16 protein-coding genes are annotated in these 15,132 nt (G+C 64.5%); 4 read left to right on the forward strand and 12 right to left on the reverse strand.

Annotated features, from left to right (window positions below; genetic code table 11):
• Positions 1-66 precede the first annotated feature (66 nt).
• Complete coding sequence (locus CLN94_RS09060; protein WP_096433399.1) at positions 67-1,293, forward strand: FAD-dependent monooxygenase; 1,227 nt, start codon at positions 67-69, stop codon at positions 1,291-1,293.
• On the opposite strand, the gene CLN94_RS09065 is transcribed toward CLN94_RS09060, so the two are convergent.
• The 5 genes from CLN94_RS09065 to CLN94_RS09085 all read right to left on the reverse strand — a co-directional run bounded on the left by CLN94_RS09065 (position 1,290) and on the right by CLN94_RS09085 (position 5,498).
• The gene (locus tag CLN94_RS09065) at positions 1,290-1,493 is read right to left on the reverse strand and encodes a Trm112 family protein (RefSeq protein ID WP_096433401.1); all 204 of its coding nucleotides are present in this window, start codon (positions 1,491-1,493) and stop codon (positions 1,290-1,292) included. The genes CLN94_RS09060 and CLN94_RS09065 overlap by 4 nt on opposite strands.
• Positions 1,490-2,128 carry an LON peptidase substrate-binding domain-containing protein gene (locus CLN94_RS09070; RefSeq protein ID WP_096433403.1) on the reverse strand — a complete coding sequence of 213 codons (639 nt, stop codon included), beginning with the start codon at positions 2,126-2,128 and terminating at the stop codon, positions 1,490-1,492. Before CLN94_RS09070 ends, CLN94_RS09065 begins: the two co-directional genes overlap by 4 nt.
• A 27-nt stretch (positions 2,129-2,155) precedes the next feature.
• The gene (trxA, locus tag CLN94_RS09075; protein WP_096433405.1) at positions 2,156-3,055 is read right to left on the reverse strand and encodes a thioredoxin; all 900 of its coding nucleotides are present in this window, start codon (positions 3,053-3,055) and stop codon (positions 2,156-2,158) included.
• 75 nt (positions 3,056-3,130) lie between these two features.
• Entirely contained in the window at positions 3,131-3,919 is a 789-nt protein-coding gene (locus CLN94_RS09080) for an exodeoxyribonuclease III (RefSeq protein WP_096433407.1), read from the reverse strand.
• A 142-nt stretch (positions 3,920-4,061) separates the two neighbouring features.
• Positions 4,062-5,498 (reverse strand): aldehyde dehydrogenase family protein, encoded by a 1,437-nt coding sequence (locus CLN94_RS09085; protein ID WP_096433409.1) that lies wholly within the window; start codon positions 5,496-5,498, stop codon positions 4,062-4,064.
• 154 nt (positions 5,499-5,652) lie between these two features.
• On the opposite strand from CLN94_RS09085, the gene CLN94_RS09090 reads away from it, so the two are divergent.
• Positions 5,653-6,306, forward strand: coding sequence for a peroxiredoxin (locus CLN94_RS09090; RefSeq protein ID WP_096433411.1), 654 nt, complete (start codon positions 5,653-5,655; stop codon positions 6,304-6,306).
• A gap of 122 nt (positions 6,307-6,428) precedes the next feature.
• Positions 6,429-7,580 (forward strand): UDP-galactopyranose/dTDP-fucopyranose mutase family protein, encoded by a 1,152-nt coding sequence (locus tag CLN94_RS09095; protein WP_096433413.1) that lies wholly within the window; start codon positions 6,429-6,431, stop codon positions 7,578-7,580.
• Between the two features lie 53 nt (positions 7,581-7,633).
• Here the strand turns inward: CLN94_RS09095 and pnp are convergent, their stop codons facing one another.
• Positions 7,634-9,778 (reverse strand): polyribonucleotide nucleotidyltransferase, encoded by a 2,145-nt coding sequence (gene pnp / locus CLN94_RS09100; RefSeq protein WP_096433415.1) that lies wholly within the window; start codon positions 9,776-9,778, stop codon positions 7,634-7,636.
• A gap of 256 nt (positions 9,779-10,034) precedes the next feature.
• Here pnp and CLN94_RS09105 point away from each other — a divergent pair, with 256 nt between their 5' ends.
• The gene (locus tag CLN94_RS09105) at positions 10,035-10,757 is read left to right on the forward strand and encodes an NYN domain-containing protein (protein WP_096433417.1); all 723 of its coding nucleotides are present in this window, start codon (positions 10,035-10,037) and stop codon (positions 10,755-10,757) included.
• Between the two features lie 54 nt (positions 10,758-10,811).
• Here CLN94_RS09105 and rpsO read toward each other — a convergent pair whose 3' ends face one another.
• The 6 genes from rpsO to rbfA form a co-directional block, all read right to left on the reverse strand.
• Complete coding sequence (gene rpsO, locus CLN94_RS09110; RefSeq protein ID WP_096433419.1) at positions 10,812-11,081, reverse strand: 30S ribosomal protein S15; 270 nt, start codon at positions 11,079-11,081, stop codon at positions 10,812-10,814.
• 139 nt (positions 11,082-11,220) lie between these two features.
• Complete coding sequence (locus CLN94_RS09115) at positions 11,221-12,258, reverse strand: calcium-binding protein (RefSeq protein ID WP_096433421.1); 1,038 nt, start codon at positions 12,256-12,258, stop codon at positions 11,221-11,223.
• 103 nt (positions 12,259-12,361) lie between these two features.
• Complete coding sequence (locus tag CLN94_RS09120; protein ID WP_096433423.1) at positions 12,362-12,877, reverse strand: DUF1643 domain-containing protein; 516 nt, start codon at positions 12,875-12,877, stop codon at positions 12,362-12,364.
• A gap of 56 nt (positions 12,878-12,933) precedes the next feature.
• Entirely contained in the window at positions 12,934-13,836 is a 903-nt protein-coding gene (truB, locus tag CLN94_RS09125) for a tRNA pseudouridine(55) synthase TruB (protein WP_096433425.1), read from the reverse strand.
• 63 nt (positions 13,837-13,899) lie between these two features.
• Complete coding sequence (locus CLN94_RS09130; RefSeq protein ID WP_096433427.1) at positions 13,900-14,634, reverse strand: phosphodiester glycosidase family protein; 735 nt, start codon at positions 14,632-14,634, stop codon at positions 13,900-13,902.
• Positions 14,618-15,043, reverse strand: a complete 426-nt coding sequence (gene rbfA / locus CLN94_RS09135; RefSeq protein ID WP_096433429.1) for a 30S ribosome-binding factor RbfA — start codon at positions 15,041-15,043, stop codon at positions 14,618-14,620. Before rbfA ends, CLN94_RS09130 begins: the two co-directional genes overlap by 17 nt.
• Positions 15,044-15,132 lie beyond the last annotated feature (89 nt).

Raw genomic sequence — 15,132 nt, forward strand, 5'->3', positions numbered from 1 at the left:
GCGAAGGGGTAAAGATCTGACAATGGCGCAAGTTTACAATCGCGCCCAGCGCGCCATATTGGCGGCATGAAACATGATTCCGATGTGATCGTCGCGGGCGGTGGGCTGAACGGCCCCGCCCTGGCCTTGGCCCTTGCGCAAGCGGGGCTGAGCGTGACCGTGGTCGATGCCACCCCCGCGCGCCAGCGCGCGGCCGATGAGTTCGACGGGCGCGCCTATGCGCTGGCGGTCGCCTCGCAGAAATTGCTGGCGGCGATTGGCGTCTGGCCCGCGCTGGCCACCGACGCGCAACCGATGATGGATGTGAAGGCCGCCGATGGCCGCCCGGGCGAAGGCGCCGCGCCGTTCTTCCTGCATTTCGACGCGCGCGAGCTGGACCAGCCCCCCGTCGGTTACATGCTCGAAGACCGTTTCCTCTATCGCGCCTTCCTCGAAGCGATGCAGGGCGAGCCGCGGATCACGCTGATCCATGACACCTCGGTCACCGCACAAGAAGAAGCGCCCGGCGGCATCGTCGTGACACTTTCTGATGGGCGCAAGCTGGCCGCGCAGCTGCTGGTGGGCGCCGACGGGCGTCGCTCGGGCGTGGCTGAACGCGCGGGCATCAGCCGTGAGGGCTGGGATTACGGGCAGACCGCGCTGGTCGCCGCCATCGCTCATGAAAAGCCGCATGAGGGCGTGGCCTATCAGTATTTCATGACCTCCGGGCCGCTCGCGATCCTGCCGCTCAAGGGCAATCGCTCGTCGATCGTCTGGAGCGAGACGCGCGAGCGCGCGGCCGCGATTGCCGCGCTGGATGACGCGGATTTCCTTGAGGTTCTGCGCCCGCGCTTTGGCGATTTTCTGGGCGAGATCAGCCTTGCCGGGCCGCGCTTCAGCTATCCGCTCAACCTGACACTGGCACGGGCCTATGCCGCGCCGCGCGTCGCGCTGATCGGGGATGCCGCGCATGGGGTGCACCCGATCGCGGGCCAGGGGCTGAACCTCGGGCTACGTGATGTGGGGGCGCTTGCGCAGGTGCTGGTAGAGGCGATGCGGCGCGGCGAAGACATCGGCGCGCTCGACATCCTCGAACGCTATCAAAGCTGGCGGCGGTTCGATTCAACCTCGCTCGCGCTGGGAATGGATGCGGTGAACAAGCTGTTCTCGAACGACAATCCGGTGCTGCGCGCGGGGCGCGACCTTGGCATGGGGCTTGTCAATGCGATCCCGGGCCTGCGCCAGAATTTCATGCGTCAGGCGGCGGGCTTGTCGGGCGATGTGCCCCGGCTCTTGCAGGGGCGCGCGCTTTAATCGTCGAGCTTGCGCGCCTCGTCGACCAGCAGGATCGGGATGCCGCCGCGGATCGGGAAGGCGAGCTTGGCGGGCTTGGACACCAGCTCCTCGCGCTCGGCATCGTAGTGCAGCGTCGCATGGCTCAGCGGGCAGACCAGCGCCTCGAGCATGCGGCGATCGAACAGCGGCTTGGCGGGCTGGGTCTCGGCTTCGGTCATTGCATCTTCTCCTCTGATCCGCCGCAGAGGGCGTATTCCATCAAGGTCACCAATGTCTCGCGCCGCGTCGCAAGGCAAGGCGCCTCAAGCAGCGCCTGCTTGTCCTCGGCATCCAGCGGCAAGAGCATCGCCAGAGAATTCAGCAACAGCTCGTCATCGGCATCCTTGAGCATATCCCAGTCGGTCTCAAGGCCCTGCGCGGTGAAATAGCGGCAGAGAAGGTCAAAGAACCCCTTACGGTCAAAGCCCGGGTCTTGTTCGGCGGCGCCCATGTCGCGGGCGAAATCGGTCCAGGACACCTCGGCGCGGATATAGGGCGTGAAGCCTTCGACCTCGTGCAGAAAACGGAACCGCGACACGCCCGACAGCGTGATCATGTAGCGCCCGTCCTCAGTCTCGGAAAACCCGGTCAGGCGCCCCGCGCAACCGATCATGCTCAGCGTCTTGCAGCCGTCGCGGCCACGGCAGGGCTGGATCATGCCGATCAGCCGGTGCCGCGTCTTCATGCAGTCTTCGAGCATCTGCAGATAGCGCGGCTCGAAGATATGCAGCGGCAACCGCCCGCGCGGCAGGAGCAATGCCCCCGGCAACGGGAACAGCGGAATGATCGGAGGAAGGTCGCTGGCTTTGATCATGCGAGATCAGCTAGTGCGGGATCGCACTTAGGCAAATATCATCGACGAAAGACGGCGGCGGCCCTTTTGCGCGATCGGATCGTTGGGCTTGAGCGCCTCGAAGATCGTGAACAGCTGCGCCTTGGCGGCGCCGTCGTTCCACTCGCGGTCGCGGCGGAACAGTTCAAGCAATTGCTCGACCGCCTCTTCGACGCGGCCCTCGGCATGGAGCGCCTTGGCCAGATCGAAGCGCGCCTGATGATTGGCCGGGTCGGCCTCGACCTCGGCGGTCAGCTCGGCCACCGGGCCAGCTTCGGCGGCCTGACGCAAAAGATGCAGCTGCGCGCGGGCGGCCTCGATCGCGGCCGAGCCCTTGATCGCGGCGGGCGCGCCCTCGATCAGTGCCTCGGCCTCGTCCAGCTGGCCCAGCGCGATGCGCGCGCGGATCAAACCGCCCAGCGCTTCGGGCATCTCGGGCGCCTCTTCGAGGATCGCGGCAAAGGTTTCGGCGGCATCCTCGGCCGCGCCCTCGGCCAGCATTTCCTCGGCGGCGGTCACGGCATCCGCCAGACCGCCATCACCCGCCATCGCGGCGAGTTTCTCGACGAATTTCTTCAGCTCCGAGCCCGGCAGCGCGCCCTGAAACCCGTCAACGGGTTGCCCTTGCCAGAAGGCATAAACCGTCGGGATCGACTGCACCTGCATCTGCCCGGCCAGCATCTGGTTTTCATCGACATTGACCTTGGCCATCACGACCTTGCCCTTGGCGTCGTTCACCGCCGCCTCGAGCGCGGGGCCGAGCTGACGGCAAGGGCCGCACCAGGGCGCCCAGAAATCGACAATCACGGGAACTTCTTGCGATTTCTCGATTACCTCGACCATGAAATCGGCTTCGGTCACATCCTTGACGAAAGCGGCGGGGGCGGCGGGTTTCTCGGTTCCGAACATCTTGGTCTTCCTCTCGGGAATTGGCTTGGGCCCTATATGGCGGCGCGGCGGGCGCGCGCCAAGGGGCGGATCGTCTCAGAGATCGAATGTCGCGAAAACGGGCGCGTGATCCGAGGGCTGCTCCCAGCCGCGCGCGTCGCGCAACACGCGCGAGCCATGGGCGGCATTGGCGATGTCGGGCGTGGCCCAGACATGATCGAGCCGGCGCCCCTTATCGGCCGCATCCCAATCCTTGGCGCGGTAGCTCCACCACGAATAGAGAAGCCCCTCGGGGATATCCTTGCGCGTCACGTCGACCCAGTCGCCCCCCTCCATCACCTGCGCGAGGTGGTCCACCTCGATCGGCGTATGCGACACGATTTTCAGCAGTTGCTTGTGGTTCCAGACGTCATCTTCGCGCGGGGCGATGTTGAGGTCACCGACCAGGATCGACTTTTCCGGCGGCGCGGCGCGGAAATCGTCGCGCATATGGGTCAGGAAATCGAGCTTCTGGCCGAATTTCTCGTTCTGCTCGCGGTCGGGAATATCACCACCCGCGGGCACATAGAAATTGTGGATGGTCACGCCGTTCTCGAGCTGCCCGGCGATGTGGCGCGCGTGGCCCATCTGCGCCCAATCCTCGGCGCGCGCCTCTTGCATCGGCAGTTTCGAAAAGATCGCGACGCCGTTGTAGCCCTTCTGGCCACGCGCCACCATCCAGCGGTAGCCCAGCGCCTCGAAGGCCTCGCGCGGGATTTTCTCGACCGGGCTCTTGCATTCCTGCAGGCACAGGATGTCGGGCGCCTCTTCGCGCATCAGCTTTTCCACCAGCCCGGCGCGCAGGCGGACCGAGTTGATGTTCCAGGTGGCCAGCGTGAAGCTCATGTCCCTCTCCTTCTCGAAAGCGGGCGCGATACTCGCCGCTCAGGCGCGCAGGTGCAACCCGATTGCTGCGCGATCCGGGTGGCGGCGCAAAATACGAAGGGGGCGCGCGGCCCCCTCCGGTCGTTTCGCTGCGCAGCGAAGTTTACTCGGCCCAGCCCGAGATCGACTTGACGTCGCAGAATTCCTCAATGCCCCAATGGCCGCCTTCACGTGCCCGGCCCGAGGCACCGACGCCGCCGAAGGGCGCACCCGCGCCGCGGCTCTCACCGTTCATCTCGATCATCCCCGCACGCAGCTCGCGCGCCAGACGGTTGCGGCGCGCGCCATCGCCCGATTGCACGTAATTGGTCAGCCCGTAGGGCGTGTCATTGGCCAGTGCGACGGCCTCTTCCTCGCTGTCGAAGGGCATGATCGAGAGCACCGGGCCAAAGATTTCCTCGCGGATCACCGTCATGTCGGGGGTGCAATCGGCAAAGACCGTGGGGCGCACGTAATAGCCGCGATTGAGCCCCTCGGGGCGGCCAAGCCCGCCGGCCAGAAGCCGTGCGCCTTCCTTGATGCCCGTCTCGATCAAGCCCTGGATCTTTTCATACTGCGCCTTGTTCACGACCGGCCCGATATGCTTGCCCGGCTCGCGCGGATTGCCGACCTTGGTCTTTTCGGCCACCTCCTGCGCAATCTGCACGGCCCGGTCGTAATAGCTGCGCTCGACCAGCATCCGCGTCGGCGCGTTGCAGCTTTGCCCCGAGTTCTGGAAGCAATGCTGCACCCCGCGTTTGACCGCGTTTTCATCGGCATCGGCAAAGATCAGGTTCGCGCCCTTGCCGCCCAACTCAAGGCAGACGCGCTTCAGCGTCTCGGCGGCCGCGACCGAGATCGCCTTGCCCGCGCGGGTCGAGCCGGTGAACGAGATCATCTCGATATCGGGATGGGTCGAAAGCTGCGTGCCCACGCCAAGCCCGTCGCCATTCACGAGGTTGAACACCCCTGCCGGCACGCCCGCATCATGGATGAACTCGGCAAACAAGAGCGACGACAGCGGCGCCTCTTCCGAGGGTTTCAGCACCATCGTGCAGCCCGCGATCAGCGCCGGGATGACCTTGAGCGTGACCTGGTTCATCGGCCAGTTCCAGGGCGTGATCAGCCCGACAACGCCGACGGGCTCCAGCGCGATCATCGCGCCCTTCGTGCCGTCGCCCAACGGACGCACCCAGTCGATCTCTTTCGCGGCCTTGATGAAATTCGCGATGTGCCAGCTGCCCGCGCCAACCTGATTGTTGCGCGCAAGGTCGATCGGCGCGCCCATTTCAAGGCTCATCGCCTCGGCCATCTCCTCGGCGCGCGCCTGATAGATTTCAAGGATCTTTTCGACATAGGCGAGACGCTGGGCCGGCGGCGTCGCCTTCCAGCCGGGCAGCGCGCGCTTCGCGGCGGCCACAGCAGCATTGGTATCCGCCGCATCGCCGAGGCTGATCACCGCGCAGGCATCTTCAGTCGAGGGGTCGATCACGAGGCAGTCGCGCGGCACCGCCGGCGCCATCCACTTGCCGTCAATATAGAAGTCGCGTTTCTCGATCATGTCAGGCCCCCCAGGCTATTCCGGCGCGCAGCCTGACATTGCCGCGGTCGGTTCGCAAGCCGCTTCGCGAAGCTGTGACATGTTCGCCCAAACGTCTGGAAGACCCGGAAAAGACACCCTATATCGGTGTCGAAACCCGCCAAAGGAGGACCTGATGGGCCTGCGCATTAACGACATCGCCCCGAATTTCACCGCCGCCTCGACCGAAGGCGAGATCAATTTCCACGACTGGATCGGCGACGGCTACGCGATCCTGTTTTCGCACCCGAAAGACTTCACGCCCGTCTGCACCACCGAGTTCGGCGCCGTGGCGCAGCTGGCCGATGAATGGGCCGCGCGCAACACCAAGGTGATCGGCGTTTCGGTCGACTCGGTCGAAGAGCACGTGAAATGGAAAGCCGACATTTCCAGCTTCGCCGGCGCGCCCGCGAATTTCCCGATCATCGACGACACCTCGCTGACCGTCTCGAAGCTCTATGACATGCTGCCGGCCGACGCCTACATGCCCGATGGCCGCACCGCTGCCGACTCGGCCTCGGTTCGCACCGTGTTCATCGTCGGCCCCGACAAGAAAGTCCGCCTGACCATGTCCTACCCGATGTCGGTCGGCCGCAACTTCGCCGAGATCCTGCGCGCGCTTGACGCCGTGCGCGCGACCGATGGCGTTCCGATCGCCACCCCTGCGAACTGGGTGCCCGGCCAGGACGTGATCGTGGCGCTTTCGCTCTCGACCGAAGACGCGAAGGCCAAGTTCGGCGACGTCGACGTGAAGCTGCCCTACCTGCGCACGATCAAGGCGCCGAACTGATCCTTTTGCAGGATTGATCGCGGCCCGTCCCTGAAAAGGGGCGGGCTTTTTCGTCCCGGTCTGGACAAATCGCGCTAAAGTTGCATTCTGCCCGTCGCGTGGACCATGAAGATCGAAGCAGAATGAAACCGCAGAACCTTCTTGTGGTCGGGGCTGGCCTGTCGGGCGCGGTGATCGCGCATGAACTGGCCGTGGCCGGGCATCAGGTGACGGTTGCGGATGCGCGTAACCATATCGGCGGCAATTGCCATACCGAACGGTGCGCCGAGACCGGCGTGATGGTGCATGTCTACGGGCCGCATATCTTTCACACCGACGACGAAGAGATCTGGGCCTATGCGAACCGCTTCACCCGGTTCCGGCCCTATCGCCACCGGGTGCAGACGACGACGCAGGGCCGCGTCTATTCGATGCCGATCAACCTGCACACGATCAACCAGTTCTTCGGCGCCGCGATGCGCCCCGACGAGGCCCGCGCCTTTGTCGCGACGCGCGCCGATCGCAGCATCAGCGAGCCGCAAAGTTTCGAGGAGCAGGCGCTGCATCTGATCGGCCCCGAGATCTATGAGGCGTTTTTCAAGGGCTACACGCAAAAGCAATGGGGCTGCCATCCGCGCGAGCTGCCCGCTTCGGTGCTGCGCCGCTTGCCGCTGCGCTATAGTTACGACGATCTGTATTTCGCGCAGCGCTTTCAGGGCATGCCCGAAGAGGGCTATTCCGCGATGGTCGCGGCAATGCTCGATCATCCGCGGATCACGCTGCAACTTGGGTGCAAGATCACCCGCACCGAGGCGAAGGGCTTTGACCACGTGTTCAACTCGGGGCCGATCGACGGCTGGTTCGACCATGCGCTGGGGCGGCTCGGCTATCGAACGCTCGATTTCCGCCGCTTTACCCATCAGGGCGATTATCAGGGCTGCGCGGTGATGAATTACGGCGATGCCGAGGTGCCCTGGACCCGGATCACCGAGCACAAGCATTTCGCGCCCTGGGAGGAGCACGCGGGCTCGGTGCTCTATGAAGAGCGCGCGCGCGATTGCGGGCCCGAGGACATCCCCTATTACCCGATCCGGCTGGTGAACGAGAAACGTATGCTGGCCGATTATGTCGAGCTGGCCGAGGCCGAGCGCGGCGTGACCTTTGTCGGGCGGCTGGGCACCTATCGCTATCTCGACATGGATGTGTCGATCCGCGAGGCGCTCGACACGGCCCGCCTGTTCCAGATTTGCGGCTCCGGGCGGATGCCCGCCTTCGCGCAACATCCGCTGGGCTGAATGAAAAGCGCCCGAGGTTTCCCCCGGGCGCCAATCCTGTCGAAGCGGTCGGATTACTCCTCGGCGTCGTCTTTCTTCTTCTCGGGCGCGATTTCTTCGCCAGTCTCCTGGTCGACCATCTTCATGCCCAGACGCACCTTGCCGCGATCGTCGAAGCCGAGCAGCTTCACTTTCACTTCCTGGCCTTCCTTGAGCAGGTCGCTCGGGTGGTTCAGGCGCTTGTTGGCGATCTGGCTGACGTGCACGAGGCCGTCACGCTTGCCGAAGAAGTTCACGAAGGCGCCGAAATCGACGAGCTTCACGACCTTTCCGGTGTAGATCTTGCCTTCTTCGGGCTCAGCCACGATCGAATAGATCATGTCGTAGGCCTTCTTGATGGCGTCACCGTTCGGCGAGGCGATCTTGATGATGCCGTCGTCGTTGATGTCGACCTTGGCACCCGAAACCTCGACGATCTCGCGGATGACCTTACCGCCCGAGCCGATCACTTCGCGGATCTTGTCGGTCGGGATCTGCATGGTCTCGATGCGCGGCGCGTGGACGCTGAATTCCGCAGCGCCCGAGAGCGCCTTGTTCATCTCACCGAGGATGTGCAGACGGCCGGCCTTGGCCTGAGCCAGGGCTTTCTCCATGATTTCCGGGGTGATCCCGGCAACCTTGATGTCCATCTGCAGCGAGGTGATGCCCGCTTCGGTACCGGCCACCTTGAAGTCCATGTCGCCGAGGTGATCCTCGTCGCCAAGGATGTCGGTCAGCACGGCGTAGGAGCCGTCATCTTCCAGCACGAGGCCCATCGCGACGCCAGCCACCGCCGACTTCAGCGGTACGCCCGCATCCATCATCGCCAGCGAACCGCCGCAGACCGACGCCATCGAGGACGAGCCGTTCGACTCGGTGATCTCCGACACCACGCGGATCGTGTAGGGGAAGTCGGTCGGCGCCGGCAGCACCGCTTGCAGCGCGCGCCAGGCCAACTTGCCGTGACCGATTTCACGACGGCCCGGGCTGCCCACGCGGCCCACTTCACCGACCGAGTAGGGCGGGAAGTTGTAGTGCAGCAGGAAGTTCGAGCGGAAGTTGCCATGCAGCGCGTCGATGATCTGTTCGTCATCGCCGGTGCCCAGCGTGGTCACCACGAGGCCCTGCGTTTCACCGCGGGTGAACAGCGCCGAACCATGGGTGCGCGGCAGCAGGCCGGTTTCGGCCACGATCGGGCGAACCTGATCCAGCGCGCGACCGTCGATCCGCTTGCCTTCCTTCACGACCGAGCCACGCAGCACGGAGGATTCCAGCTTCTTGATCGCCGAACCGAGGTTGGCGTCCGCCAGTTGCTCTTCGGTCAGACCAGCCTTGATCTCTTCCTTGGCGGCGGCAACGGCGGCCACGCGCTCTTGCTTGTTGGTGATCGCGTAGGCGGCACGCATCTTGTCTTCGCCCGCCGCTTTCACCACGGCATACAGCTCGCTGTAATCGGGCGCGGTGAAGTTGAAGGGCTCTTTCGCGGCGGCTTCGGCCAGGTCGATGATCAGGTCGATCACCGGCTGGATCTGCTCATGCGCGAAGGTCACGGCGCCCAGCATCTCGGCCTCGGTCAGCTCGTAGGCTTCCGATTCCACCATCATCACGGCGTCCTTGGTGCCGGCGACGACGAGGTCCAGACGCTGCTCGGGGTTGTTGCGCAGGTTCTGCATGTCGTCGACGGTCGGGTTCAGCACGTAGTCGCCATCGACGAAGCCGACGCGGCAGCCCGCGATCGGGCCCATGAAGGGCACACCCGAGATGGTCAGCGCGGCCGAAGCGGCGATCATCGCGACGATATCGGGGTCGTTGACGAGGTCGTGGCTGAGCACGGTGCACATCACGAGCACTTCATGCTTGAAGCCGCTGACGAAGAGCGGGCGGATCGGACGGTCGATCAGACGCGCGGTCAGCGTCTCTTTCTCGGTCGGGCGCGCCTCGCGCTTGAAGAAGCCGCCCGGCACTTTACCGGCAGCGTAGTATTTTTCCTGGTAGTGAACCGTGAGCGGGAAGAAGTCCTGGCCCGGCTTCGGTTCCTTGGCGAAGGTCACGTTGGCCATGACCGAGGTCTCGCCCAGAGTGGCGATGACCGAGCCGTCAGCCTGACGGGCAACCTTGCCGGTTTCCAGCGTGAGCTCTTCTTCGCCCCACTGGATGGATTTTTTAACGATATTGAACATCTAGCGTATCCTATATGGGAGCGCTCCCGGCCCTCCGGGTCTCCCGTTTGATTGGCGGCCCCATTGCCGCCGCCCCCTATCCTTTGCATGTGCCCGGGGGCCTGGGCGTCACGTCGCAGATGGGGGGCGCAATACAGGAAAACAAGGCTGTTGGGAAGAACGGAGTTCCGCGGGGGCTTGTGCCCTCCCTTTTTTCCGCCGCACACTTGGAACGGCGCCGCCCGACCTGCGCCGAAGTATTATAAGAGGCAAATTAATGACCAAGCGCATTGCCGTGCTGATCGATGGGGAAAACCTGTCCGCTGATTTATCGGAAGCGATCCTACGGAGGGCAAAGGCCCTCGGGGACCCGTTCCTGCGCCGTGTCTACGGCAATGTCGCGTTGATGCCGGGGTGGTCGAAACAGGCGGAGTTCACGCTCGTCCATTCCGGTAGCGGCAAGAACTCGGCCGATGTTCTTCTGGCGATCGACGCGATGGAGCTTGCGGGCGGGCGACTCGTCGAGGGATTTGTGCTGGCGAGTTCAGACGGGGATTTCACCCACATCGCGACCCGGCTTCGTGAAAAGGGCTTGGATGTATTGGGGATGGGGGCCGCCAAGACCCCGCCCGCCTTTCGCCATGCATGTTCGGCGTTTTACGTGATGGAGTCCAAGGCCGCGCCGCCTCCGCCAAAACCCGCCCCCAAGCCCACCAGCACCGCTCCCGCGACCAAGGGGCCGGAAGAGCTTGACCTCCATATCCGTGCGCAGATTGCCGCTAACAGCAGACAGGGGCGCGGGATGAAAATCGTCGATCTGTCATTGGCGATGCGGACAAAGCACAATGTCACGATCAGCGCGCTGCCGGAGAAGCGCTGGCGGACTTATCTGGCGGCCCGCCCCGCGCTCTATGACCTTGATCCGAAAGGCCCCGATGCCTTTGTGCGCTTTCACCCCGCGGGTTTTGGCGCCTCCGCCAAGAATGGCGCGGCTCAGTAACGCAAAACGCCCGCCTCTTGCGAGGCGGGCGTTTCGTAATCCGAAGACCGGATCTTAGCGGCGGATGCCAAGGCGCTCGATGAGCGACTGGTAGCGCGCTTCGTCCTTGCCCTTCACGTAGTCGAGCAGCTTGCGGCGCTGCGCGACGAGCATCAGCAGACCACGACGCGAGTGGTTGTCTTTCTTGTGCTCTTTGAAGTGCTCGGTGAGGTTCGAGATGCGCTTGGTCAGGATCGCGACCTGAACTTCGGGCGAACCGGTGTCGCCTTCTTTGGTGGCGAATTCCTTGATCAGCGCGTTCTTGTCTTCAACGGTAATCGACATCGGGGTCTCCTGTAACAAAGGGTGGGGGCACAAGCCGGGATGTCGTCCAGCAGGGTCCATAAGCTCCGCCGGAAGGCGGATGCGCGCGTATAGGCGGATTCGGCTTAAAAGAAAAGACCAAATGGCCGGGGTGCAAAACCTAGGTCTGCGCGAAATCCGCCGCACTGATCAGCTGCACATCGGCCGCCGTCAGCTCGCCCGCGCCCCAGACCTCTGCGATGCGCGCGCCGTTCAGAACGATCCAGGCCGCATCGGGCGTGTCCTCTGACGGCTCGATCGTCAGTTCGGGCGCAGCGTCCCCCTCGGCATCGTAGATCACCGTCAAATGATCCTCGCCCGCAGTGTAATCAATGATCGTCGCCGGGTTGCCCGAGTCGATCCAGTCGCCGACAGCGAAGTCATCCGCCCCTTCGCCGCCATGTGCATAGTCGCCCGCGCCAAGCACCAGCAGATCATCGCCATCATTTCCGTTGAGAAGGTCCATCTCGGACTCGTCCACCTGACCGGACGGGTCAACACCGAACAACGTGTCATTGCCCGTTCCGCCAATCAGCTCATCCTTGCCAGCGCCACCGATCAGCAGGTCGTCGCCGTCATTCCCTTCCAGCGTATCGGCGCCCGCGCCACCATCCAACGCATCGTCATCGGCGCCGCCAATCAGGCTGTCTTCATCCGCGCCACCCAGAAGCGTGTCATTCCCGAAGCCCCCGATGAGCGTGTCCTGCCCCTCGTCGCCGAGCAGCACATCGGCGCCATCCTCGCCCTCCAGCCGGTCTTCGGCCAAGCCGCCGATCAGAATGTCGGCGCCCGTGTCGCCGGTCAGCGTATCCTCGCCCGCGCCGCCGACCAGCGTGTCATCCCCCTCGTAGCCATTGATCTGGTCATTCCCCGCCCCGCCCTCGATCAAGTCGCCAGCGGCATCGCCCCAGAGGATGTCGTCCTGCTCCGAGGCCTCGGGCGAGGGCCCGATCGACGGGGTCGGCACCCCCAAGGAGACCTCGGCAGGATCCGTGACAAGATCGAGCAACGACGCAGCACCCTCGGGCGCCGGCGTCTCCATATCGTCACCGGATTGGTCCGGCCCCTCTTCAAAATCCGTGTCGGACGCGTCGTCGATCAGGAAGCTCGAAGCCACACCCGCGGCCAGCAACCCCAGAATTCCCGTCAGCATCAACATGGCTCTGCCTCGATCGTTTCTTGCCCCGATCTAACGCAAGAACATTAGCCAATGGGAAATTTTCCCGCTGCTAAAAGATATTTCTTCATAAATGGTTAACGGATTACCAAGATTCCGGCCGATGGCTGTAGCTGATATAAAGCGGATGCTTGGGCGCGCCCGCTTTAGTCAGCCCGAGGTGATGCAACGGGCGCCCGGTTTCGCGCAAGAGCCGCTCGACCGCCGCGCCGCGATCAAGATGCGCACCATGCGCGCCCCAGGCACAGATGATCCGATCACCCGGCCCCGAGGCCCAGTCGACGCTCTCGCGAATGGCCGCATCATTGGCAGGCCCGACCGGGTCGGGCTGCGCGCGCATCACCTTGGGATCGGTCGCGCGATAGGCAAAGATGTTGGTCACCCGAAAGGCACCAAAACCCAGCGCGCGGGCACGCCGTTCGCAGCGTTCGACCGTCGGATCGTTCTGCACCTCGGTCGCGGTCGAGGGGTTGAGCATCACGAACAGCGCGCGCGGCCCGGTTTCGTCCCAAACCCGGGTCAGCAGGTAGCGATAGGCCTCGCAATCGGAATAGACCGCGATCGAGGGCGCATCGCCCTTGGTATGTTCGCGCGTGATCATGGCGCCTCCCTTTGCCTGCGGTTCTAGCGCCGCCGACCCGCGAAAGCGAGCCTTGGCTAGAGGTTGAAGACCCGCGAGGGGTGCAGCTCGCCCGATTTGTAGATGCCGACGGCGACAGGCTTGCCCTCAAAGCTCGCCCAGGCCTCCTCGCCCCAATCGGCATCGCCGGGCAGCACGAGCCCCGGATTGCCGTTGCGCAGGCGCACCGCGCCTTCGGGGGTGGCGCGCAGCTCGGGCAGATCGTCAAGCCCCAGCTCCAGCGGCAGGAGCCGCGCATCCAGCTCGGGCGTCTGCGCCAGCGCGTCGATCTCCTCAAGGCTCAGCCCGTCGGTGGCCTCGAACGGGCCCGACCATTCGCGCCGCAGCCAGAGCACATGGCCAAGGCAGCCCAGCGCCGCCCCCAGATCGCGCGCGATCGAGCGCACGTAACCGCCCTTGCCGCAGACCATCTCAAGCTCGACCGTATCGGCATCGGGGCGCGCCAGCATCACGAGGCTTTCGACGAACAGGGGCCGCGCGGCCAGATCCATCTCTTCGCCCGCCCGCGCCAGCGCATAGGCGCGCTCGCCATCGACCTTCACCGCGGAAAACTGCGGCGGCACCTGCATGATGTCGCCGACAAAGGCGCCCAGCGCGGCCTCGATCTCGGCGTCGGACGGGCGCGCCTCCGACGTGGCGATCACCTCGCCCTCGGCATCGTCGGTATTGGTGGCGGCGCCCAGCCGCACCTGGAACCGGTAGCATTTCATCGCGTCGGTGATGTAGGGCACGGTTTTCGTGGCCTCGCCCAGCGCCACAGCCAGAACCCCCGTCGCCGCCGGATCGAGCGTGCCCGCATGGCCCGCCTTTTTCGCCTGCAGCGCCCAGCGCACCTTGTTGACCACCGCCGTCGAGGTCACGCCCGCGGGCTTGTCCACGATCATCCAGCCGGAAATGTCGCGACCCTTCTTGCGTGCCATGGTGCCTCCAAAATACCTGAGCGCGCCTGCTAACGCGAAGCGCCTCTCCGGTCAATCATGCGCTCAGCGCGGCGCAACGACGCCGATGATCGGCCCCATCGGCAGACCGATATCCGCACGCCCCAGTTCGGGCGCGATCAGCCGCGAGATAGAGCCGTCGAGATAGAGCGCATTCGGCAGGCCCAGCGCATCGCGAAAAAGCCGCGCGAATTGGTGAAAGCTGACCGGCTCGTTGGAAATTGCGAACACCGCACGCTGGCCGTCGGCGCTCACTCCCACGCCATTGCGGATATTGAGCGAGTCGCTGCCGTCGATGAACTTGGGATGCAAGGCGCCGTCGATCACCAGCATCGGCCCCGATTGAGTCGCATAGCGGCAGCGCACCGGGGCTTTGGCGAAGGCACGGCTTTCGTAGATCGCGAGCGTTTCGCCCAGGCAAAACAGCCCGTTCGGAAGCATCCCGAAATTCCCCGGCCCCGCCGAGGTCACGATGACGCGCTTTTCCTGATAATCCTCGATATAGAGCCCGACCGGGCTGCGATCGGGGCTGTACATGCCCGCGTTCATCGCGAAAACCAGCTGCTCATCGGGGGCAAGTGCCTGCGCCAGCCGCTCGGGTGTGCCGATCAGCGCGCCGGCGTTGTCCCGCAGCCAAAGCCGGATATCATCGCCCAGCGCCGCCTCGCAGACCGTGAACGAGGTCTCTTCAAAGCTCAGGTCGCGACAGGCGGGCGGCTCCTGCGCAAGCGCGGGTGCCGCCAGAAGGCACAGCAAAAGCGCCTTAAAGATCGCCTTCATCGTCGTCTTCGTCGCGCCGCGCGATGTCGCGCTGCACGGTCTCGTCGGAAAACATCCGCCGCGTTTCATCGAGCCGGTCAAAGGTCTCGTCGATGCGGAACCGCAAATCGGGCGCGAATTTCAGGCTCATTTCCTTGGCGATCTGATGGCGCAGCTCACCACGGTTGCGCGCGAGGATCTTGATCAGCTCCTCTTCGCCCTGCCCGCCCAGCGGCGCGACATAGACCGTCGCCACCTTCAGGTCGGGCGAGGTGCGCACCTCACCCACGGTCACCGAGTACCGCGCGAGATCCGGGTCATGGATATCGCCGCGCACCAGCACGTCGGACAGGGTGCGACGGATCAGTTCGCCGACGCGAAGCTGACGCTGCGAGGGGCCTTCGCCCGAATGGAAACGGTTCTTTGCCATTGCGCTCACATAGTGCTTTCGCGCGCGCCTCGCAACGGGGCTTTGCCAAAGCGGCGGCGGGCGGCTAAACGGGGGCAAGGCAATGGAGG

It is taken from the genome of Pseudothioclava arenosa (genome assembly GCF_002358085.1).
GTDB lineage: Bacteria > Pseudomonadota > Alphaproteobacteria > Rhodobacterales > Rhodobacteraceae > Pseudothioclava > Pseudothioclava arenosa.